General features: G+C 59.3%; 23 protein-coding genes. 9 read left to right on the forward strand and 14 right to left on the reverse strand.

The window, feature by feature from the left end:
- Positions 1 to 145: 145 nt before the first annotated feature.
- The 3 genes from rsmD to AOC04_RS21540 are packed head-to-tail and all read right to left on the reverse strand — an operon-like array spanning position 146 to position 3,592.
- Positions 146 to 754 (reverse strand): 16S rRNA (guanine(966)-N(2))-methyltransferase RsmD, encoded by a 609-nt coding sequence (gene rsmD, locus AOC04_RS21530; protein ID WP_060696568.1) that lies wholly within the window; start codon positions 752 to 754, stop codon positions 146 to 148.
- Positions 754 to 2,244, reverse strand: coding sequence for a M16 family metallopeptidase (locus tag AOC04_RS21535; RefSeq protein ID WP_060696569.1), 1,491 nt, complete (start codon positions 2,242 to 2,244; stop codon positions 754 to 756). The genes rsmD and AOC04_RS21535 overlap by 1 nt, the downstream gene beginning before the upstream one ends.
- Positions 2,237 to 3,592 (reverse strand): M16 family metallopeptidase, encoded by a 1,356-nt coding sequence (locus AOC04_RS21540; protein WP_060696570.1) that lies wholly within the window; start codon positions 3,590 to 3,592, stop codon positions 2,237 to 2,239. The genes AOC04_RS21535 and AOC04_RS21540 overlap by 8 nt, the downstream gene beginning before the upstream one ends.
- Before the next feature lie 355 nt (positions 3,593 to 3,947).
- On the opposite strand from AOC04_RS21540, the gene ftsY reads away from it, so the two are divergent.
- From ftsY to rpoH, 4 genes are all read left to right on the forward strand, one after another.
- A complete protein-coding gene (gene ftsY, locus AOC04_RS21545; protein ID WP_060696571.1) occupies positions 3,948 to 5,417 on the forward strand; it encodes a signal recognition particle-docking protein FtsY in 1,470 nt (489 codons plus the stop codon).
- Entirely contained in the window at positions 5,414 to 6,085 is a 672-nt protein-coding gene (gene ftsE / locus AOC04_RS21550) for a cell division ATP-binding protein FtsE (protein ID WP_004419735.1), read from the forward strand. The genes ftsY and ftsE overlap by 4 nt, the downstream gene beginning before the upstream one ends.
- On the forward strand, positions 6,082 to 7,104 hold the full coding sequence (gene ftsX / locus AOC04_RS21555; RefSeq protein ID WP_060696572.1) for a permease-like cell division protein FtsX: 1,023 nt from the start codon (positions 6,082 to 6,084) through the stop codon (positions 7,102 to 7,104). The genes ftsE and ftsX overlap by 4 nt, the downstream gene beginning before the upstream one ends.
- 113 nt (positions 7,105 to 7,217) lie before the next feature.
- Entirely contained in the window at positions 7,218 to 8,072 is an 855-nt protein-coding gene (rpoH, locus tag AOC04_RS21560; RefSeq protein ID WP_060696573.1) for an RNA polymerase sigma factor RpoH, read from the forward strand.
- A gap of 77 nt (positions 8,073 to 8,149) precedes the next feature.
- Here the strand turns inward: rpoH and mtgA are convergent, their stop codons facing one another.
- On the reverse strand, positions 8,150 to 8,872 hold the full coding sequence (gene mtgA / locus AOC04_RS21565) for a monofunctional biosynthetic peptidoglycan transglycosylase (RefSeq protein WP_171970567.1): 723 nt from the start codon (positions 8,870 to 8,872) through the stop codon (positions 8,150 to 8,152).
- A 77-nt stretch (positions 8,873 to 8,949) separates the two neighbouring features.
- On the opposite strand from mtgA, the gene AOC04_RS21570 reads away from it, so the two are divergent.
- From AOC04_RS21570 to trmB, 4 genes are all read left to right on the forward strand, one after another.
- A complete protein-coding gene (locus tag AOC04_RS21570) occupies positions 8,950 to 9,321 on the forward strand; it encodes a DUF423 domain-containing protein (RefSeq protein ID WP_060696575.1) in 372 nt (123 codons plus the stop codon).
- An 80-nt stretch (positions 9,322 to 9,401) separates the two neighbouring features.
- Positions 9,402 to 9,602 carry a sulfur carrier protein ThiS gene (thiS, locus tag AOC04_RS21575; protein ID WP_060696576.1) on the forward strand — a complete coding sequence of 67 codons (201 nt, stop codon included), beginning with the start codon at positions 9,402 to 9,404 and terminating at the stop codon, positions 9,600 to 9,602.
- A 52-nt stretch (positions 9,603 to 9,654) separates the two neighbouring features.
- Positions 9,655 to 10,449, forward strand: a complete 795-nt coding sequence (locus AOC04_RS21580) for a thiazole synthase (RefSeq protein WP_004419719.1) — start codon at positions 9,655 to 9,657, stop codon at positions 10,447 to 10,449.
- Between the two features lie 9 nt (positions 10,450 to 10,458).
- Complete coding sequence (trmB, locus tag AOC04_RS21585; protein WP_060696577.1) at positions 10,459 to 11,178, forward strand: tRNA (guanosine(46)-N7)-methyltransferase TrmB; 720 nt, start codon at positions 10,459 to 10,461, stop codon at positions 11,176 to 11,178.
- Between the two features lie 115 nt (positions 11,179 to 11,293).
- On the opposite strand, the gene AOC04_RS21590 is transcribed toward trmB, so the two are convergent.
- The 10 genes from AOC04_RS21590 to AOC04_RS21635 form a co-directional block, all read right to left on the reverse strand.
- On the reverse strand, positions 11,294 to 11,617 hold the full coding sequence (locus AOC04_RS21590) for a DUF3392 domain-containing protein (protein ID WP_060696578.1): 324 nt from the start codon (positions 11,615 to 11,617) through the stop codon (positions 11,294 to 11,296).
- A 9-nt stretch (positions 11,618 to 11,626) separates the two neighbouring features.
- Positions 11,627 to 12,841 carry a radical SAM family heme chaperone HemW gene (hemW, locus tag AOC04_RS21595; protein ID WP_060696579.1) on the reverse strand — a complete coding sequence of 405 codons (1,215 nt, stop codon included), beginning with the start codon at positions 12,839 to 12,841 and terminating at the stop codon, positions 11,627 to 11,629.
- On the reverse strand, positions 12,838 to 13,434 hold the full coding sequence (gene rdgB / locus AOC04_RS21600; RefSeq protein ID WP_060696580.1) for an RdgB/HAM1 family non-canonical purine NTP pyrophosphatase: 597 nt from the start codon (positions 13,432 to 13,434) through the stop codon (positions 12,838 to 12,840). Before rdgB ends, hemW begins: the two co-directional genes overlap by 4 nt.
- Positions 13,434 to 13,853: a DUF4426 domain-containing protein gene (locus AOC04_RS21605; protein ID WP_060696581.1), complete on the reverse strand. Its 420-nt coding sequence runs from the start codon at positions 13,851 to 13,853 to the stop codon at positions 13,434 to 13,436. The genes rdgB and AOC04_RS21605 overlap by 1 nt, the downstream gene beginning before the upstream one ends.
- A 23-nt stretch (positions 13,854 to 13,876) precedes the next feature.
- Positions 13,877 to 14,497 carry a methionine biosynthesis protein MetW gene (metW, locus tag AOC04_RS21610; protein WP_004419699.1) on the reverse strand — a complete coding sequence of 207 codons (621 nt, stop codon included), beginning with the start codon at positions 14,495 to 14,497 and terminating at the stop codon, positions 13,877 to 13,879.
- Between the two features lie 7 nt (positions 14,498 to 14,504).
- Complete coding sequence (gene metX / locus AOC04_RS21615) at positions 14,505 to 15,644, reverse strand: homoserine O-succinyltransferase MetX (protein WP_060696582.1); 1,140 nt, start codon at positions 15,642 to 15,644, stop codon at positions 14,505 to 14,507.
- Between the two features lie 199 nt (positions 15,645 to 15,843).
- Positions 15,844 to 16,137, reverse strand: a complete 294-nt coding sequence (locus AOC04_RS21620; protein WP_060696583.1) for a DUF167 domain-containing protein — start codon at positions 16,135 to 16,137, stop codon at positions 15,844 to 15,846.
- On the reverse strand, positions 16,137 to 16,724 hold the full coding sequence (locus AOC04_RS21625) for a YggT family protein (RefSeq protein WP_060696584.1): 588 nt from the start codon (positions 16,722 to 16,724) through the stop codon (positions 16,137 to 16,139). Before AOC04_RS21625 ends, AOC04_RS21620 begins: the two co-directional genes overlap by 1 nt.
- A gap of 10 nt (positions 16,725 to 16,734) precedes the next feature.
- Positions 16,735 to 17,553 (reverse strand): pyrroline-5-carboxylate reductase, encoded by an 819-nt coding sequence (proC, locus tag AOC04_RS21630; protein ID WP_060696585.1) that lies wholly within the window; start codon positions 17,551 to 17,553, stop codon positions 16,735 to 16,737.
- 33 nt (positions 17,554 to 17,586) lie between these two features.
- Positions 17,587 to 18,273, reverse strand: coding sequence for a YggS family pyridoxal phosphate-dependent enzyme (locus tag AOC04_RS21635; RefSeq protein ID WP_060696586.1), 687 nt, complete (start codon positions 18,271 to 18,273; stop codon positions 17,587 to 17,589).
- A gap of 57 nt (positions 18,274 to 18,330) precedes the next feature.
- On the opposite strand from AOC04_RS21635, the gene AOC04_RS21640 reads away from it, so the two are divergent.
- On the forward strand, positions 18,331 to 19,323 hold the full coding sequence (locus tag AOC04_RS21640) for a type IV pilus twitching motility protein PilT (protein ID WP_060696587.1): 993 nt from the start codon (positions 18,331 to 18,333) through the stop codon (positions 19,321 to 19,323).
- Positions 19,324 to 19,326 lie beyond the last annotated feature (3 nt).

A 19,326-nucleotide genomic window follows, 5' to 3' on the forward strand; every position in this document is an offset into this window, starting at 1 on the left:
ACGGAAATTCTCTTACGCTAACTGATGCAGGATTGGGCTAGCTTGCCACAACAGCGGCCCGGGCCTGTAGTCGCTGACGAGGTGTGAGGCTGCGAAGGGGCCTGATGCACCACGGGGTTTAATAAACCCCGTGGTGCATGGCTTGTTACTCGGCGGCGGCTGTTGGTGCTGCTTCGCGCTCCCACAGGGCGTAATTCACGCCGCCGGCCTTTTGTTCACGGTGCAGGCGCCAGTTGGCAGGCAGGCCCAGCTCCGAAGGACGGCGCTCGCTTTCGGTGTAGATCCAGGCGTTTTCAGCCAGCCAGCCGTTCTGTTCCAGCAGGTCGCATGCAGGCTTGAGCAGGTCCAGGTTGAAAGGCGGGTCGAGGAACACCACGTCAAACACTTCGGTCGCAGGCGTTGCCAGGTAGTTCAGGGCATTGGTTTGCTGAACTTCACCGGTGGTGCAGCGCAGGATGCCCATGTTTTCGCGGATGTTGGAAATCGCATCGCGGTTGCTGTCCAGGGCCACGCCCTTGGCTGCGCCGCGTGACAGTGCCTCCAGGAACAGCGCGCCGCTGCCGGCAAACACGTCCAGCACCTTGGCGCCGACGATGTCCGGGGTCAGCCAGTTGAAAAGGGTTTCACGTACACGGTCCGGCGTCGGGCGCAGACCTTCTACGTGGGGGAAGTCCAGCTTGCGGCTGCGCCATTCCCCGCCAATGATGCGTAACTGACCAGCACCCGAGTGCGATGTGTTTTTAGGCTTTGCCATTAATGCTCCGGAACCCCAAGAGGTTGCTCTGAAGGTTTATCGGTAGGAGGTGGCAGTGGTTTTTGCGGCACAGTTGGTCCGGCGGTCACTACGACCAGTTTGTCGGCGCTCAGGTGCTTGTTCATGGCGTCCTTGACCTGCTCTTTAGTCAGGCTTTGGGACTGCTGCATGAAGGTTTCCAGATAGTCCAGGGGCATATCATAGAAGCCCATTGCGCCCAGTTGGCCGACGATTGCCGCGTTGCTGGCATTTGACAGCGGGAAGCTGCCCGCCAATTCACGCTTGGCATCGTCGAGTTCTTTTTGCGTCGGACCATTTTTCAGGTAGTCGGTCAAAATGTCTTGCACCAGTTTGAGCGTGCCTTCGCTCAATTCGGCACGTGTCTGCAGGTTGATCATGAACGGCCCGCGTGCCTGCATCGGGCTGAAGCCGGAGTACACGCCGTAGGTCAGGCCGCGTTTTTCGCGTACTTCAGTCATCAAGCGCGTGCCGAAGCCACCGCCACCGAGGATGCTGTTACCCAGTGAGAGTGCGGCATAGTCCGGATCGTCGCGGTCAATGCCCAGCTGGGACAACAGCAGGTGGGTCTGCTTGGACGGAAATTCGATGTGGGTTTCGCTGGCCTTGGGTTCGGTGGGCTGTATGGTTTTGGCGACTGCAGGGCCTTTAGGCAGCGCGGCGGATACTTGAGCGGCGATGGCCTCGGCTTCTGCGCGAGACAGATCGCCAACGATCGCGATCACCGCGTTGCCGGCGGTGTACGCCTTGTTGTGGAACGCCTTGAGTTGATCGATGGTCACCGCAGCGATGCTTTGAGCGGTGCCATCGCTGGCGTGGGCGTAAGGGTGATTGCCGTACAGACGCTTGAACAGTTCATCGCTGGCCAGCTTGCCCGGGTCCTGCTTCTGGTATTCAAAGCTGGCGAGCAACTGGTTTTTGATCCGTGCCAGGGAGTCCGCAGGAAAGGTTGGCTTGCCAACAACTTCGGCAAACAGGTTGAGCGCCGGTGTGCGCTTGGCCGGGTCACTCAAGCTGCGCAATGACACTACGGCCATGTCGCGATAGGCCCCGTTGCCGAAATCCGCACCCAGGCTTTCGAAGCCCTGGGCGATGGCACCGACGTCCTTGCCTGCCACGCCCTCATTGAGCATGGCGTTGGTCAGCAGTGCCAGGCCCGGGGTGTTTTCGTCCTGGCTGCTGCCGGCGGCGAAGGTCAGGCGCAGGTCGAACATCGGCAGCTCGCGGGCTTCAACGAACAGAACTTTGGAACCTTCGGCGGTTTTCCAGGTTTGTACATTTAATGCGCGATGGCTGGGTGCCTTGCCGTCCAGTTCGGCCAGAGACTCGAGCTTGTGCTCGGCCTTGGCCTGATCCAGTGCCTGGCTGGCCACGGAGACCGAGGGGCTGACGAAATAGTAGCCGAGTACGCCGGCCAGTATTGCAGCGCTCAGGCCGAGCAGGGCGTAGCGGGAACCTTTACGCTCACTCATGGGTTTTCTCCTCGGGCAGTACATGCGCAACGCTGAGGCGGTCGCGAGTGAAATAAGTACGGGCGGCTTGCTGGATATCGTCCGGAGTGACCTTTTGCAGGTCTTGCAGCTCGGTATCCATCAGCTTCCAAGACAGGCCCACGGTCTCCAGCTGGCCAATCGAGGTGGCCTGGCTGGTGATCGAGTCGCGCTCATAAACCAGGCCTGCGATCACCTGGGCGCGCACTCGCTCCAGTTCCTGTGCCGATGGCGGGGTCTTTTTCAGGTCATCGAGCATGCGCCACAAGCCGGCTTCGGCCTGGGCCAGGGTCACCTTCTTCTGGCTATTGGGCATCGCCGAAAGCATGAACAGGCTGTCGCCACGGGTGAAGGCGTTGTAATTGGACGACGCGCCGGATACCAGCTCTTCGCCGCGCTCCAGCTGGGTTGGCATGCGTGCGCTGTAGCCACCGTCCAGCAGTGCCGAAATGAGGCGCAGGGCGTTGGCAGTAACCGGGTCTTTGGCGGTGGCAATGCTTGGCACGTTGAAGCCCAGGATCAGGCTTGGCAGTTGGGTCTGCACGTGGATCTTGAGCAGGCGCTCACCAGGGGTTGGCAGTTCCAGCGGGACTTTGGCGACAGGCACTTCGCGTTTGGCCACCTGGCCGAAATAGCGCTGGGCCAAGGCTTTGACTTCATCCGGTGTTACGTCTCCCACCACCACCAGGGTGGCGTTGTTCGGTGCGTACCACTCTTCATACCAGGCGCGCAGTTCACCAACGCTCATGCGCTCCAGGTCCACCATCCAGCCGATGGTCGGCGTGTGGTAGCCACTGGACGGGTAGGCCATGGCGCTGAACAGTTCGAAGGCCTTGCTCATCGGTTGATCGTCGGTACGCAGGCGGCGCTCTTCTTTAATGACCTCGATCTCGCGCTTGAACTCTTCAGGCGGCAAGCGAAGGCTGGCCATGCGATCGGCTTCGAGCTCGAACGCCACACCCAGACGGTCGCGGGCCAATACCTGGTAATAGGCGGTGTAGTCATCGCTGGTGAAAGCGTTTTCCTGGGCGCCAAGGTCGCGCAGGATCAATGAGGCTTCACCGGGGCCGACCTTGTTACTGCCTTTGAACATCATGTGCTCCAGAGCGTGGGACAGGCCGGTCTTGCCCGGTGTCTCATAACTGGAGCCGACCTTGTACCAGACCTGGGACACCACAACTGGCGCGCGATGGTCTTCGCGCACGATGACCTTCAGGCCATTGTCCAGGCGGAACTCGTGGGTCGGTTGCTGATCGGCCGCCAGGGCCGAAAGCGGGAGCAAAACTGTGCTGAGCAACAGGCCAGCAGCGCGGCGGGCTAGAGCATTCATTCGTTTTTAAACCTGTTGGGCTGCCCGCTTGGCCTTAGCGTCAGCGGGTGAGGAGGTGCTAGGATACTGATCCGTTTTACTGGCGGCCACGCCTATCAGGCCTTTGACGATCAGACGACGATTGATCGGGCAGTATAGGAGCCAGCCTGGAAGAGTGAATGTATCCCGGTAAATTTAGCTTTTTTGCCGATTTTCCCGTTCCAGATCCGAGTTAAGACGAAGTTTCAGGGGTGTGCTTTACCCTCTGATCAAGTTGCGTGCGAACGAGCTGACAAAAAAACAGTCTGTTTCACACCGAATATTATTTGCCGGGGCGCCACGGTGGCGCTTCGCTACGATGAGATAGCCGTCCTCCATGTTTGGTTCCAACGACGACAAGAAGAACCCAGCTGCGGCTGGCGAGAAAAAAGGCCTGTTCGGATGGCTGCGCAGAAAGCCGCAGGAAACCGTCGTTGAGCAGCCCGCACCTGCACCCGAAATCACCCCTGAGCCGTTGATTGAGGCCACCCCGGTGGTTGTCGAGCCAACGCCTGAAGTGGTTGTGGTCGCCCCTGTTGAAGCGCCGCCCGCCCCTGAGCCATGGCCGCCGTTGCCGGTGCCCGAGGAGCCCGTCGCGCTGGTCGAAGACCCGCAGGCGCCGCATATCGTGCCTGCCATTCCTGAGCCGCAGATCGAGGTCGCGGTCAGCACTCCGGTCATCGCCCCGCAGCCGGTGGTCGAAGTGCTTGAGGTGGTTGAAACCTTCGTCGAGCCTGTTGAGCCAGAGCCAGAGCCAGAGCCAGAGCCAGTCGTAGTTGTTGAGCCCGAGGTTGTTGCAGTTGCTGTGGTCCCTGCTCCAGTGGTGGCTGTGCCGGCCGTTGTAATTGAACCTCCAGCTCCAGCTCCGCAAGCCAAGACCGGCTTCTTTGCCCGCCTCAAGCAGGGGCTGTCGAAAACCAGTGCCAGCATCGGCGAAGGCATGGCCAGCCTGTTCCTGGGCAAAAAAATCATCGATGACGATCTGCTTGACGAGATCGAAACCCGCCTGCTCACCGCCGACGTTGGTGTCGAGGCCACCTCGGTGATTATCAAAAACCTGACGCAAAAGGTTGCACGCAAGCAACTGACTGACGCCGATGCACTCTACAAGTCGTTGCAGGCCGAGCTGGCCGCCATGCTCAAGCCCGTTGAGCAGCCGCTGAAAATCGAAGCGAAAAACAAGCCGTTCGTCATTCTGGTGGTCGGTGTCAATGGTGCGGGTAAAACCACCACCATCGGCAAACTGGCGAAAAAGCTCCAGCTCGAAGGCAAAAAAGTCATGCTTGCCGCCGGTGATACCTTCCGTGCGGCCGCGGTCGAGCAACTGCAGGTGTGGGGTGAGCGCAACAACATCCCGGTGATCGCCCAGCACACTGGCGCCGACTCGGCTTCGGTGATTTTTGACGCCGTGCAGGCTGCCAAAGCGCGCGGCATTGACGTGTTGATCGCCGATACTGCCGGACGTCTGCACACCAAAGACAACCTGATGGAAGAGCTGAAAAAAGTTCGCCGGGTCATCGGCAAGCTCGACGAAGACGCCCCGCACGAAGTTTTGCTGGTGCTGGATGCCGGTACCGGGCAGAACGCGATCAGCCAGACCAAACAATTCAATCAGACAGTGGCCCTTACCGGCCTGGCGCTGACCAAGCTTGATGGCACCGCCAAGGGCGGCGTGATCTTCGCCCTGGCCAAGCAGTTCAATATTCCTATTCGTTTTATCGGTGTCGGTGAAGGCATTGATGATCTACGGGACTTTGAGTCCGAACCCTTTGTCCAGGCTCTGTTTGCGGAGCGGGAGCGTCCATGATTCGTTTCGAGCAGGTCGGTAAACGCTATCCAAATGGACACGTGGGCCTGCACGAGCTGAGCTTTCGGGTCCGTCGCGGCGAGTTCCTTTTTGTAACCGGTCATTCCGGTGCAGGCAAAAGCACCCTGCTCAGGCTGCTTCTGGCAATGGAACGCCCGACCACCGGCAAACTGCTGCTGGCCGGGCAGGATCTGGGTCAGATCAGCAACGCGCAGATTCCTTTCCTGCGTCGCCAGATCGGTGTGGTGTTCCAGAACCACCAACTGCTGTTTGATCGCACGGTGTTCAACAACGTTGCCTTGCCACTGCAGATTCTCGGGCTGTCCAAGCCTGAAATCGCCAAGCGTGTCGACTCGGCACTTGAGCGTGTGGCGCTGTCGGACAAAACCGATCTGTACCCCGGCGACTTGTCTACGGGGCAGCAACAACGCGTCGGTATTGCCCGGGCCATCGTCCATCGTCCAGCATTGTTGCTAGCCGATGAACCCACCGGCAACCTCGACCCTCGTCTGGCGGCGGAAATCATGGGCGTATTTGAAGACATCAACCGTTTGGGCACCAGCGTGCTGATTGCCAGCCATGACCTGGCACTGATTGCGCGCATGCGCCACCGCATGCTCACCTTGCAACGCGGGCGGTTGATCGGTGACGGGGAGGCGGCGCAATGAGTGCGACACGCAGCTCCAAGGTTTCTGAGCGGGTAGCACCCAAGGCCGCAGATCCGCAGCCGGCCAAGAAAAAACACGACGATGACGATGGCCCGGGTTTCGGGATGTTGTTTCGGGCCTGGGTTGAAGCCCATCGCGCCAGTTTGCTCGACAGCCTGCGGCGTCTGGGCAAGCAACCGATTGGCAGCTTCTTTACCTGCCTGGTGATGGCGGTGGCACTGAGCCTGCCAATGGGCCTGTCACTCCTGCTTAACAACGTCGAGCGACTGGGCGGTTCGTGGCAGCGCGCAGCACAGATTTCGCTGTACTTGCAGCTGGATGCCAACAGCTCGCAGGGCGAGCAATTGAGTAATCAGATAAAAGGTATGGCAGGCGTGGCTGACGCTGAATTTATCAGCCGCGAAAAAGCCCTTGATGAGTTCCAGCAGCAGTCCGGGTTGGGGGAAGCGCTTAAAGAGCTTCCGGATAACCCGTTGCCGGGGGTGGTGCTGGTGACCCCGAATGAGGTCGATAAAGCGACCCTTGAAGCCCTGCGCGAGCGTCTTTCGGAGTTGCCGAAGGTGCAGCAGGCGCAACTTGATCTAGTCTGGGTCGAGCGTCTGGCAGCCATTCTGAAACTGGGTGATCGTTTTGTCTTCGGCTTGACGGTCTTGCTGGTATCGGCTTTGCTGCTTGTTATTGGTAATACGATTCGTTTGCATATTGAGAATCGTCGTATCGAAATCGAAGTCATCAAGCTGGTCGGCGGTACAGACAGCTATGTGCGCAGGCCCTTTCTTTATATGGGCGCGCTTTATGGTTTTGGCGCCGGGGTGCTTTCCTGGGGCGTGTTGGCATTCGGCTTGAACTGGCTCAACGACGCGGTTGTCGGGTTGGCCGGGTTATACGGCAGCAATTTTGCCCTGGCCGGTGTGCCGGTAGCCGATGGTCTGTCTCTCTTGCTTGGCGCGGTGCTGTTAGGGTATATCGGTGCATGGATTGCAGTAGCGCGTCACTTACGTGAGCTTTCGCCTAAGTAGTTTCTTTTTGCCTGTTGACCTTTTCAGCTTTTTTTGGGAACTTTTTTCTGAGTTTCCGGTCAACTTTCGCAGTGCTGAACTGCACGAGTTATGTGAGACGGAGGTTTATTCGTATGACCACTTCTTTGCAACCTGCGTATGCGTTGGTCCCTGGTGCGAACCTGGAGGCCTATGTCAACACGGTTAACAGCATTCCACTGCTGACACCCGAGCAGGAGCGTGAACTGGCCGAGAGTCTCTACTATGAGCAGGATCTTGGGGCGGCTCGGCAGATGGTGCTCGCCCACCTGCGTTTTGTTGTACACATTGCCCGTAGCTATTCGGGCTATGGCCTGGCTCAGGCTGACCTGATCCAGGAAGGCAATGTCGGCCTGATGAAGGCGGTCAAACGCTTTAACCCTGAAATGGGCGTGCGTCTGGTTTCGTTCGCCGTGCACTGGATCAAGGCAGAGATCCACGAGTTCATTTTGCGTAACTGGCGGATCGTGAAAGTCGCGACCACCAAAGCTCAGCGCAAACTGTTCTTCAACCTGCGCAGCCAGAAAAAACGTCTGGCCTGGTTGAACAATGATGAAGTTCATCGCGTGGCTGAAAGCCTCGGCGTAGAGCCTCGTGAAGTCCGCGAGATGGAAAGTCGGCTGACTGGCCATGACATGGCCTTCGACCCGGCAGCTGAAGCTGACGACGACAGCGCGTTCCAGTCGCCAGCCAACTACCTGGAAGACCACCGGTACGATCCGGCGCGCCAACTGGAAGATGCTGACTGGACTGATAACTCCAACACCAACCTGCATGAAGCGTTGGAAGTGCTTGATGATCGCAGCCGCGACATTCTGTATCAGCGCTGGCTGGCTGAAGAGAAAGCCACGCTGCATGATCTGGCACAGAAGTACAACGTGTCTGCCGAGCGGATTCGCCAGCTGGAAAAAAGCGCGATGAACAAGCTCAAACTGTCGATCGCCGCCTGAGTCGGCCCGACAAAAAAACGCCCCGGCTCTAACGAGTCGGGGCGTTTCTGTTTGTGCCTGCGGGAGTCGGGTCAGGCTTAATCGGCCCAGGGCGCCTTGCGCGAAGTGTTCAGTGAGTCGAGGTAGCTGTCGCCGCCCAACTGACGCATCTGTCGTTGAATCCAGCTGGCGCGGCGGCTGACGTAAGGGCTTGGCCGACTGGCACTCCAGTTGCGCGGATTGGGCAGCACGGCAGCCAGATAGCTGGCCTGCTGGCGTGACAGTCGGGCGGCACTCACGCCAAAGTGATGCTGCGCCGCTGCCTCTGCACCAAATACCCCCTCATCCCATTCTGCGCTGTTGAGGTACACCTCGAGAATCCGCTGTTTGGGCCAGAGCACCTCGATCAACCCGGTGAACCAGGCCTCCAGCCCTTTGCGCAGCCAGCTTCGGCCCGACCATAAAAACAGGTTTTTCGAGACTTGCTGGCTCAGGGTGCTGGCGCCGCGCAATGTCCCGCCCTGTTCGTTATGGGCGAAGGCGGCCCGGATCGCACTGAAATCAAAGCCCCAGTGCTCGGCGAATTTTTGATCCTCGCCGGCAATGACTGCGACTTTCAGCTCATTGGATATTTCATCCCACGGGCGCCAGCTGCGTTGCAGGTCTATTGGCTCACCGTCGAACCATGATTCGACCTTGCGTTCCACCATCAACGCGGTGCCGGGCGGCGGGACCCAGCGAAAGATCAGTACCAGCAATGCGCTGCCCGCTGCGAACCAGAGCAGGGCTTTGAGAAAGCGATGAACAAGAATACGCAGCATAGATGGCTTGGCCGAACCCGTTGAGCGGGCCATTATACAGACCCTGCGCCATTCCATAGTCCTCACGGGAGTTAACCATGTTGCGCGTTTTTCTGATGCTGGCCGCCTTCTTCGGCTTTACCGGTGTGGCCCTTGGTGCATTCGCGGCTCATGGCCTGAAAAGTCGCTTGAGCGAGCAGTACCTGGCTATTTTTCATACAGGCGTTACCTACCAGCTGGTTCATACCCTGGCCTTGTTCGGAGTTGCCCTCTTAGCCACCCAGCTGCCGGGGCGTCTGGTGACGTGGGCCGGTATCTGCTTCGCGCTGGGCATTGTGCTGTTTTCCGGGAGTTTGTATCTGCTGACCCTGACGGGCATCGGCAAGCTGGGGATTATTACGCCCATCGGCGGTCTGGCTTTTCTGACTGGGTGGCTATGCCTGGGCATCGCCGCCTGGCGCTTGAGCTAAGCCGGCAAGATGAATGGCTTGGGTCGGCCTGACTGATCGGGATAGAATGCTGGCCCCTTAAAATGAAGGCAGCGTCGCGCATGCGCATTCAGTTGAACGGTGAATCTTTCGAACTGCCGGACGGTGAGACCGTTGCGGGCCTGTTGGCACGTCAGGAACTGACCGGTCGCCGGGTGGCTGTCGAGCTTAATCTGGACATCGTCCCGCGCAGTCAGCACGCCGGGACGGTGCTCAAAGAAGGTGACCAGGTCGAAGTGGTACATGCCATCGGTGGTGGTTAGTCCCCCCGCTTGACCCCATTCCCGCGGTGTACACAATTAAAGAGGATTCCCGATGAGCAATGTTCGCAGCGACAAGCCTTTTATCCTGGCCGGCCGTACTTATCAGTCGCGTCTGTTGGTGGGTACCGGCAAATACCGTGACATGGAAGAAACCCGCCTTGCCATTGAGGCATCGGGTGCTGAAATCGTTACCGTCGCCGTGCGTCGCACCAACATCGGGCAAAACCCTGGCGAGCCTAACCTGCTCGACATCCTGCCGCCGGATCGCTACACCATCCTGCCAAACACAGCCGGTTGCTACGATGCGGTAGAAGCCGTGCGCACCTGCCGCCTGGCCCGTGAACTGCTAGACGGCCACAACCTGGTCAAGCTGGAAGTACTGGCAGATCAGAAAACCCTGTTCCCGAACGTGATCGAAACCCTCAAGGCCGCAGAAATTCTGGTCAAGGAAGGTTTCGACGTGATGGTGTATACCAGCGATGACCCGATCATCGCCCGCGAGCTCGAGGCCATGGGCTGCATCGCGGTGATGCCGCTGGCCGGGTTGATCGGCACCGGTCTGGGGATCTGCAATCCCTACAACCTGCGGATCATCCTTGAAGAAGCAAAAATCCCGGTGCTGGTGGATGCGGGCGTGGGCACTGCCTCCGACGCCACCATTGCCATGGAAATGGGCTGCGAGGCGGTGCTGATGAACTCGGCCATCGCCAATGCCCAGCACCCGATCATCATGGCCGAAGCCATGAAACACGCCATTGTGGCGGGCCGTCTGGCGTATCTGGCCGGACGCATGCCGAAAAAACTCTATGCCAGCGCCTCTTCGCCGCTGGATGGTCTGATCAAGTAAGAGCCACTGATGACTGAATCACTCGACACCCCAACCCCGGAAGAAGGCGAAGATCGCCAACACCGTCGCATTAAGAGTTTTGTGATGCGCGCCGGGCGCATGACCGAAGGCCAGCAACGCGGCCTTGACCAAGGTACGCCGCTGTACGTACTGCCGCTGGCTGATGCGCCGGTCGATTTCGACCAGGTATTCGGTCGCTCCGCGCCGCGTACCCTCGAAATCGGTTTCGGCATGGGCCACTCCTTGCTGGAAATGGCGGCTGCATCGCCTGAGCAGGACTTTATCGGGGTTGAGGTTCACCGTCCGGGTGTCGGCGCGCTGCTTAATGGCGTACTGACTCAAGGGCTGACCAACCTGCGGGTCTACGATTGCGATGCGATCGAAGTATTGACCCGTTGCGTGGCCGATAACAGCCTGGATCGCCTGTTGCTGTTCTTCCCGGACCCATGGCACAAGAGCCGTCACCACAAGCGTCGCATCGTGCAGGCATCCTTTGCCGAACTGGTGCGCTCCAAGCTCAAGGTCGGCGGCGTACTGCACATGGCGACCGACTGGGAGCCCTATGCCGAATATATGCTGGAAGTCATGAACGTCGCGCCGGGCTACCGCAACCTGGCCGAAGACGGCCGTTGCGTGCCGCGCCCGGCCGAGCGTCCGGTGACCAAGTTCGAACGCCGTGGCGAACGTCTTGGGCATGGCGTGTGGGATCTGAAGTTCGAAAAACTGTAAGCGCCAACCTTTGTGGGAGCTGGCTTGCCAGCGATAGCATCAACGCGGTCTGACTGTAAACCGCGTCGTCTGCATCGCTGGCACGCCAGCTCCCACAATGTTTTCAGTCTTCGCATCAGCGCCGGTCAGCCACAACCCCGATCAACACCAGCACCACCAGCAGCACCGGCGCCAGGCTGTAGTTGTTGAACTGGCTCAGTCCGCGTTCAACCCATGGGGTGGCGTAGATCAGTGCAGCACCGCTGCCCACCAGGCACAACAAGGCCATCAAAGGCACCCGCAAGGCGCCGGCAATGCTTCCCAGGCGTTGCTCGACCCAGCCTTTGAAGTCGGCACCGAACAGCACCAGCAAGCAGCCGATCAGGGCCAGCGAGATCTCCGAGAGGTGGCTGCGGCTCCAGCGCGATACGGTAGCAAGCAGGTCTAGTACCAAGTCCATTCGAGTTCCTTAGATCAGAAAGTGCTGCAGCAAGTCGTTGAGAAACAGCTGGCCCCGGGCAGTCGCCGCCAGGCGTGACGGTTCGACCTGCAATAAGCCACTTTGTTCGGCAGCATCGCGTCCTGTTTTCAAGCTTTCGAGTGCCAGCCCGGTGCGCTCGGGGTAGAGCGCTGCGTCAACGCCATCGGTCAGGCGCAAGGCGTTCATTAGAAACTCAAACGGTAGTTCTTCAGCAGTCAGGACTTTCTCGCCTGCCTGAAAGTTTTTGCCCGGGTTCAGGTAGTCCTTCGGCAGACGGGTTTTCCAGGTGCGGATGATGCGGCCATCCGGATGGCTCAATTTGCCGTGGGCGCCAGCACCGATGCCGATAAAGTCGCCAAAGCTCCAGTAGTTGAGGTTGTGCCGCGCCGGGCGACCGAGCTGGGCGTAGGCTGAAACCTCGTACTGGGCGTAGCCGTGTTCAGCCAGCAATGCCTGGCCGGCTTCCTGAATATCCCACAGGGTGTCGTCTTCGGGCAGGATCGGCGGCTGGTTCCAGAACACCGTGTTGGGTTCCAGCGTCAGTTGGTACCAGGACAGGTGCGTCGGCTTCAGGGCGATAGCCTGGCGCAGATCGCTCAGGGCGTCGTCCAGCGACTGATCGGGCAAACCGTGCATCAAGTCCAGGTTGAAGTTGTCAAAGCCTGCTTGGCGGGCCATGCCGGCCGCACGTACGGCTTCGTCACCGTTGTGGATGCGGCCCAGCGCTTCGAGCTTCTGCTGTTGAAAGCTCTGGATGCCGATCGAGAGTCGATTGATCCCCAGCTTGCGGTAAGCCACGAACTTTTCCTGCTCGAAAGTACCGGGGTTGGCTTCCAGGGTGATTTCGATATCGCTGGCGAACGCAATTCGCGCTTCGACACCCTTGAGCAGGCGCCCCAGGGACTGGGCGCTGAACAGGCTTGGCGTCCCGCCGCCGAAGAAGATCGAACTCAACTCCCGGCCATAGACCGCGTGCAGGTCTTGATCAAGGTCGGCCAGCAGTGCGTCGACGTATTCGTCTTCAGGCAACACCGGGCTGGCAGTATGGGAATTGAAGTCGCAATACGGGCATTTGCGTACGCACCACGGAATATGGATGTACAGCGACAGGGGCGGCAATTGATTCAACGGCGCGCGGGGCGCCTGTTGAGTAAAGCCAGCCGCACCCAGATAGAGCGGCTGTGGAGGAGTATCGTGGGTCATTTCAGGCCCAGACGCTGACGCAGCAGGACCATGGCGCGGGCACGATGGCTCAGCTGGTTTTTTTCACCGGGGCTCAGTTCGGCGCTGGAGCAATTACGCTCGGGCACCCAGAACAACGGGTCGTAACCGAAGCCGTGCGCACCGCTGGCGGCAGGCAGAATACGCCCGTGCCACAGGCCTTCGCAGATGATCGGCAATGGATCCTCGGCGTGGCGCACTAAGGCCAGAACGCAGACAAATTGCGCACCGCGTTCGGCTTCAGGTACGTCCTTGAGGGCGTCGAGCAGTTTGGCGTTGTTTGCCGCATCACCCTGGCCGTCGGCGTAACGTGCCGAATAAATACCCGGCGCCCCACCGAGAAAATCCACCGCCAGCCCGGAGTCGTCGGCCAGTGCCGGCAAGCCCGAGATACGCGCGGCATTGCGCGCTTTAAGAATCGCGTTTTCAACGAACGACAAGCCGGTTTCTTCCGGTTCAACGCTGCTGAATTCTCCAATCGAGCGCAACTGCACCGACTCGCCGAGCATGGCCTGAAGTTCTTTGAGTTTGCCGGCGTTGTGGCTGGCCAGTACCAGTTGCGTGAAGTTGATCATTAGAGCGGAGCGACCTCTTGGGAATAATCGATGGATTTGGTTTCGCCGTTGACCTTGAGTTCGATATCGAAAATAAAGGTGGCAGGCTGATTGACCGGGAACTGCGCGAAGTAATCGATCGCACCCTTGTCATCAATCACTTGCTTGAAGGTCAGGGGCCTGGCTTTTTTCTCGCCTTCGACACGTACGGTGCCTTTGACGGTGGACGCGACTTTTTTGCCCGCTGTGTCCAGATTGATATTCAGGCCGCCCAGCTGTTTGCTGCGTTCCAGTTTGTATTTGGCCGCAATTTCAGGCGACAGGAAGTCCGACATATAAGCGTTGTAATACACCTTGGTGCCGCCAACCGTGGCTTCACCTGCCGCCATTGCCTGCATGGCAAAGCACATTGAAAGCAGTAGTAATCCAATACGACCCATCGTCATTCTCCTTGAACGCTGATTTAAACCGCGACCTGATGATCCTGAAGGCCGGGGCTGCTGACACGATAAATGCCAATCTCGCCCAACAGGTTAGGCCATAACTTGCTGGCCCACCCGTGGCGGTGCTGTTGATCTACAGCAAGGCGGTTGATCACCCGGGCTTCGCGACCACGGCACAGCTCTTCAAAGTCTTCGAAGGTGCAGAAGTGGATGTTCGGCGTGTTGTACCAGGTGTAAGGCAGAAACTCGGATACCGGCATCCGGCCCTTGCTGGCCAGGTACCAGCGGCAGCGCCAGTGCCCGAAGTTGGGGAAGGTGATGATGCACTGGCGACCGACGCGCAGCATTTCGTCGAGAATCCGGTCGGGGTAGTGCACAGCTTGCAGCGCCTGGGTCATGACCACGATGTCGAAACTGTTGCTGGCGAAGTTGCCCAGCCCCTTGTCCAGATCCTGCTCGATGACGTTGATGCCTTTGGCCACGCACTCGGCGATGTTGTCCGGGTCGTTTTCCAGGCCGTAGCCGGTGACTTGCTTGTTGTCGCGCAGCCAGCTCAGCAGTTCGCCATCACCACAACCGAGGTCGAGCACGCGGCTGCCGGCGGGGATCCAGTCTTGGATGATTTCCAGGTCGGCTCTCATGGCGTTCTCACAGTTCTATGCGGTTCATGTAGTTGCTGAAGGCTTGCAGGTAGCGCGGAATCGGGATCAGGAAGGCGTCATGGCCTTGCGGAGCATCGATTTCCAGATAGCAGACGTCTTTCTTTGCCGCCATCAGGGCATCCACCAGTTCTCGCGAGCGAGCGGGCGAGAAGCGCCAGTCAGTGGTGAATGACATCACGCAAAAGCGCGCCTTGGCTGAGGCGAAGGTTTTGGCCAGGTCATCATCGAAGTTGGCCGCCGGGTCGAAGTAGTCCAGCGCCTTGGTCATCAGCAAGTAAGTGTTGGCATCAAAGCGCCCCGAGAACTCTTCGCCCTGATAACGCAGGTAGCTTTCAACCTGGAACTCCACGCTGTGGAAGTCGTAGTTGAGGTTTTCGTTCTTCAGGCCGCGGCCAAACTTCTCGCCCATCGAGTCATCGGACAGGTACGTGATGTGCCCGACCATGCGCGCCAGCATCAGCCCGCGCTTGGGGATGACGCCTTTTTCCTGGAACGAACCGCCGTGGAATTCGGGGTCGGTAAGAATGGCCTGGCGGGCAACTTCGTTGAACGCGATGTTTTGCGCAGACAGTTTGGGTGCTGAAGCGATGGCCAGGCAATGACGCAGCCGGTCCGGGTAGCTGATGCTCCACTGCAGCGCCTGCATGCCGCCCAGGCTGCCACCGATGATGGCGGCCCACTGAGTGATACCCAGCCGGTCTGCCAGACGGGCCTGGCTGTGGACCCAGTCTTCAACGGTCAACACCGGGAAATCGGCACCAAACGGTCGACCGGTTTCGGGGTTGATGCTGCTGGGGCCGGTAGAGCCGTTGCAGCCGCCCAGATTGTTCAGGCTGACGACGAAGAACTTGTTGGTGTCGATCGGCTTGCCGGGCCCGATGCAACTGTCCCACCAGCCGGGCTTGCGCTCATCGATGCTGTGGTAGCCGGCAGCGTGATGGTGCCCGGAGAGCGCGTGACAGATCAGCACGGCATTGCTGGCCGTGGCATTGAGCTGGCCATAGGTTTCGTAAATCAGGTCATAGGCAGGCAGTGAACGGCCACAGGCTAAAGCCAGAGGTTCGCTGAAGTGCGCCATTTGCGGCACAACCAGACCAACGGAATCGGGGGGAAAGACGGCTGGCATCGACCCTGCTCTCTTTAAATGAGGCGTAAGTCTAATGAGCGGGGGAGTGGGCGGCAAGCAATGCTCCGGGCTGATTTCGGAGGCGCTTAAGCACTGCCTTTGTGGGAGCTGGCTTGCCAGCGATGCAGTCGACAAGTTCGGCCTGGAAACCGCAATAATGCAATCGCCGGCAAGCCGGCTCCCACAGAAGAAACAGTATTCAGACTGGTTTTGTCAGACCCGGCAAATCCGGCAGTTTTTTCGGGCCGTGCAGGCGCACGCGCTTCTGCCGGTTGAGTTCACCGCTGATCAGGCTGACCTGACTTTTGGAGATACCGAACGCCTTGGCCAGAAAGGCCATCAGGTGGGCGTTGGCCTTGCCTTCTACCGGCGGGGCGGTGAGGCGGATTTTCAGACGTTCACCATGCAGGCCCGCGAACTCGTCGCTGCTGGCCTTGGGTTGCAGGTGGCAGTCGAGAATCAGGTCCTCGCCGTCCCAGCGGAAGTAGCTCATCAGATCAGGCCGAACAACACGACCGGCATGCCGACATACATGGCCAATGGCGGGATCACATAGCTCTGGATCAACTGAATCACCATGAACGCGATGATGGGCGAGATATCCAGGCCGCCCATGCTTGGCAGCATGCGGCGGAACGGTGCCAGGGCAGGTTCGGTGATCTGATTGACCAGCTCGGCACCCGGGCTGGTGCTGCCCGGCGCGACCCACGAAAGGATCACGCTGATGATCAGGGCAAAGAAGAACACCTTCAAAAACAGCGCGGTCACGCCAATGATGGCCCAGGCCAGCAGCCCCAGAATGTTGAACGACATGTAGCTGAGTGTCAGCACGATGGCGAAAATCACCATCTGCACCAGAATCGCCAGCACCAGGGATGACATGTCCAGGCCAAACAGGCTCGGGATCACGCGGCGCAAAGGCTTGAGCAGCGGCTGAGTGGCTTTGACCGTGAACTGGCACAGCGGGTTGTAGAAGTTGGCCCGCACCAGCTGCAGGATGAATCGCAGCAGCACGATCAGCAGGTAGAGGCTACCCAGGGTTTGAATCACGAAAATGGCAGCGCCATTAAGTCCAGACATCATGTGCTCCTTATTGACCCAGTTGTTCGGCCATTTCGGCCGAGCGGTGCGCGGCGGCACTCAATGCTTTTTCGACCGTGGTTGCAAAACCGTCGGCCTGGAATGATTTGATCGCAGCTTCGGTAGTGCCGGCGGGGGAGGTTACGCGGCGGCGCAACTCACCAGCATCGACATCGCTGCTCACGGCCATGTACGCGGCCCCCAGAGCCGTTTGCTCGGCAAGCTGCCTGGCCACTTCGCGTGGCAGGCCGAGCTTGACTCCGGCGTCGGTCATGGCTTCGATCAGCAGGAAGAAATACGCAGGGCCGCTGCCGGAAACCGCAGTCACGGCATCGATCTGCGCTTCGGTATCGACCCAGACTGCAATCCCGACGGCTGACAACAAGTCTTCAGCCTGTTGACGCTGTTCGCCAGTAACGGCAGCGGTGGCGAACAAGCCGCTCACACCTTTACCGAGCAAAGCGGGGGTGTTGGGCATGCAGCGAACCAACGGCTGGTTGCCCAGCCAGTTTTGCAGGCTGTCGCAGGTGATGCCGGCGGCAATTGAAATCAGCAACTGGTGCGGTTTGAGATGCGCCCGCAGATCCTGGCACACGGCTTTCATGACTTGAGGCTTGACCGCGATAACAATCACGTCAGCGTCCTTGACCGCCTGCCCATTGTCGGCAAACAGTTCGATACCGTGCTCGGCTGAGACCCTGGCCCGGGTTTCGGCGCCCGGATCGCTGGCGCGGATGAGCGAAACATCCAGACCTTTGGCCAGCAGGCCGCCGATCAGGCTGGAAGCCATGTTACCGGCCCCGATAAAGGCAATACGCATGTTGCTCATAACAGATCCTTATAAAAATTGAGGTCGGTCTTATCAGGCCTGGCCGTAATCGCGGGCACCAAACAGCGCGGTACCAATTCGCACCCAGGTGGCGCCTTGGGCAATGGCCGACTCCAGATCGTGGCTCATGCCCATGGAAAGCGTATCGAGCCCCAGGTTCAGGCTTTGTTGCAGATCACGTACTGTCGCAAAGGCGGCGTCCTGCTCGGCGCGGTTTTCAGTGGGCTCCGGTATGGCCATCAGGCCGCGCAACTTCAAGCGCGGCAAGGCGTTGATGGCGGCGGCCAGCGCAGGCAAATCCTGCGGGGTGCAGCCGGACTTGCTGGCTTCACCACTGACGTTGACCTGAATGCAGATATTGAGCGGCTCCAGATCAGCCGGGCGCTGTTCGGACAAGCGCTGGGCAATTTTCAGACGGTCCACAGAGTGCACCCACGAAAAATGCTCGGCGATCTCGCGCGTCTTGTTCGATTGAATGGGGCCGATGAAGTGCCAACTCAAGGGCAGGTCGGCTAATTCGACCTGTTTGGCGCGGGCCTCTTGCAGGTAGTTTTCGCCAAAGTCGCGAACCCCGGCGGCATAGGCCTCGCGCAGCGCTGCAGCGGGTTTGGTCTTGCTGACCGCGAGTAAGTGAATGCTCGTTACATCACGTTGCACAGCCAGTGCCGCGGCACGGATGCGCGCCTCAACTTCAGCGATGTTGTCAGCTATCGTGGACATTCGTTTAAGCCCGCCGTTGTGAAAGTCTGCGGCATTCTACTGGAATTGGGAGGGGGGATGGATATCGCCGACCTGTTGGCATTCAGCGCCGGTCACGGCGCTTCGGACTTGCACCTGTCAGCGGGTGTAGTGCCCATGCTGCGGGTCGATGGTGAGATGCAGCGTAGCGGGCTTCCGGTGTTGGCACCTGAGCAGGTGCGGGCGCTAGTGCACAGCGTGATGACCCAGGCGCAACGCAGCGAGTTTGAGACCGGGCGCGAAGCCGATTTTTCTTGTGAAGTGGCTGGGCTGGGCCGGTTCCGGGTCAATGCCTTTGAACAACAGCGTGGCGCGGGGGCGGTGTTTCGCAGCATTGCTCAAGTGATACCGAGCCTTGAGTCACTTGGGCTGGGTGAGGTGTTCAGGCGGATTTGCCACCTGTCTCACGGTCTGGTCCTGGTGACCGGTGCCACTGGCTCCGGTAAATCGACGACCCTGGCTGCGATGATCGACCACCTTAACAGTACCCGCCAGCAGCACATTCTCAGCATTGAAGACCCGATTGAATTCATCCACGAACCTCGCCAGAGCCTGATCAACCAGCGTGAAGTGCACCGTGACACCCACAGTTTTGCCGCTGCGTTGCGCTCGGCGCTGCGAGAAGACCCGGACGTGATCATGCTGGGCGAAATGCGCGACCTCGAGACCATCCGGCTGGCACTGACTGCGGCGGAAACCGGGCACCTGGTATTGGCCACGCTGCATACCTCTTCGGCGACCAGGACCATTGACCGGGTGGTGGATGTGTTCCCGGCAGAAGAAAAGGCCATGGTGCGCACCATGCTGTCTGAATCACTGCAGGCGGTGATTTCCCAGACGCTGGTCAAGAAAGTTGGCGGGGGCAGGGTTGCGGCTCACGAGATCATGCTGGCAACGCCTGCAATCAGGAACCTGATACGGGAAAACAAGGTTGCGCAGATGGTTTCTGCGATCCAGACCGGCGCAGCCGTTGGCATGCAGACGCTGGAGATGAGCCTGAAAAAGCTGAGGGGGGCGGGGATAATTTGTTGAAGC

It is taken from the genome of Pseudomonas versuta (assembly GCF_001294575.1).
GTDB lineage: Bacteria > Pseudomonadota > Gammaproteobacteria > Pseudomonadales > Pseudomonadaceae > Aquipseudomonas > Aquipseudomonas versuta.

What these genes read in the sequence shown, in the direction of transcription:
- rsmD (WP_060696568.1), bottom strand. Translation starts at nt 754, where the DNA reads ATGGCAAAGCCTAAAAACACATCGCACTCGGGTGCTGGTCAGTTACGC.
- AOC04_RS21535 (WP_060696569.1), bottom strand. Translation starts at nt 2,244, where the DNA reads ATGAGTGAGCGTAAAGGTTCCCGCTACGCCCTGCTCGGCCTGAGCGCT.
- AOC04_RS21540 (WP_060696570.1), bottom strand. Translation starts at nt 3,592, where the DNA reads ATGAATGCTCTAGCCCGCCGCGCTGCTGGCCTGTTGCTCAGCACAGTT.
- ftsY (WP_060696571.1), top strand. Translation starts at nt 3,948, where the DNA reads ATGTTTGGTTCCAACGACGACAAGAAGAACCCAGCTGCGGCTGGCGAG.
- ftsE (WP_004419735.1), top strand. Translation starts at nt 5,414, where the DNA reads ATGATTCGTTTCGAGCAGGTCGGTAAACGCTATCCAAATGGACACGTG.
- ftsX (WP_060696572.1), top strand. Translation starts at nt 6,082, where the DNA reads ATGAGTGCGACACGCAGCTCCAAGGTTTCTGAGCGGGTAGCACCCAAG.
- rpoH (WP_060696573.1), top strand. Translation starts at nt 7,218, where the DNA reads ATGACCACTTCTTTGCAACCTGCGTATGCGTTGGTCCCTGGTGCGAAC.
- mtgA (WP_171970567.1), bottom strand. Translation starts at nt 8,872, where the DNA reads ATGCTGCGTATTCTTGTTCATCGCTTTCTCAAAGCCCTGCTCTGGTTC.
- AOC04_RS21570 (WP_060696575.1), top strand. Translation starts at nt 8,950, where the DNA reads ATGTTGCGCGTTTTTCTGATGCTGGCCGCCTTCTTCGGCTTTACCGGT.
- thiS (WP_060696576.1), top strand. Translation starts at nt 9,402, where the DNA reads ATGCGCATTCAGTTGAACGGTGAATCTTTCGAACTGCCGGACGGTGAG.
- AOC04_RS21580 (WP_004419719.1), top strand. Translation starts at nt 9,655, where the DNA reads ATGAGCAATGTTCGCAGCGACAAGCCTTTTATCCTGGCCGGCCGTACT.
- trmB (WP_060696577.1), top strand. Translation starts at nt 10,459, where the DNA reads ATGACTGAATCACTCGACACCCCAACCCCGGAAGAAGGCGAAGATCGC.
- AOC04_RS21590 (WP_060696578.1), bottom strand. Translation starts at nt 11,617, where the DNA reads ATGGACTTGGTACTAGACCTGCTTGCTACCGTATCGCGCTGGAGCCGC.
- hemW (WP_060696579.1), bottom strand. Translation starts at nt 12,841, where the DNA reads ATGACCCACGATACTCCTCCACAGCCGCTCTATCTGGGTGCGGCTGGC.
- rdgB (WP_060696580.1), bottom strand. Translation starts at nt 13,434, where the DNA reads ATGATCAACTTCACGCAACTGGTACTGGCCAGCCACAACGCCGGCAAA.
- AOC04_RS21605 (WP_060696581.1), bottom strand. Translation starts at nt 13,853, where the DNA reads ATGGGTCGTATTGGATTACTACTGCTTTCAATGTGCTTTGCCATGCAG.
- metW (WP_004419699.1), bottom strand. Translation starts at nt 14,497, where the DNA reads ATGAGAGCCGACCTGGAAATCATCCAAGACTGGATCCCCGCCGGCAGC.
- metX (WP_060696582.1), bottom strand. Translation starts at nt 15,644, where the DNA reads ATGCCAGCCGTCTTTCCCCCCGATTCCGTTGGTCTGGTTGTGCCGCAA.
- AOC04_RS21620 (WP_060696583.1), bottom strand. Translation starts at nt 16,137, where the DNA reads ATGAGCTACTTCCGCTGGGACGGCGAGGACCTGATTCTCGACTGCCAC.
- AOC04_RS21625 (WP_060696584.1), bottom strand. Translation starts at nt 16,724, where the DNA reads ATGTCTGGACTTAATGGCGCTGCCATTTTCGTGATTCAAACCCTGGGT.
- proC (WP_060696585.1), bottom strand. Translation starts at nt 17,553, where the DNA reads ATGAGCAACATGCGTATTGCCTTTATCGGGGCCGGTAACATGGCTTCC.
- AOC04_RS21635 (WP_060696586.1), bottom strand. Translation starts at nt 18,273, where the DNA reads ATGTCCACGATAGCTGACAACATCGCTGAAGTTGAGGCGCGCATCCGT.
- AOC04_RS21640 (WP_060696587.1), top strand. Translation starts at nt 18,331, where the DNA reads ATGGATATCGCCGACCTGTTGGCATTCAGCGCCGGTCACGGCGCTTCG.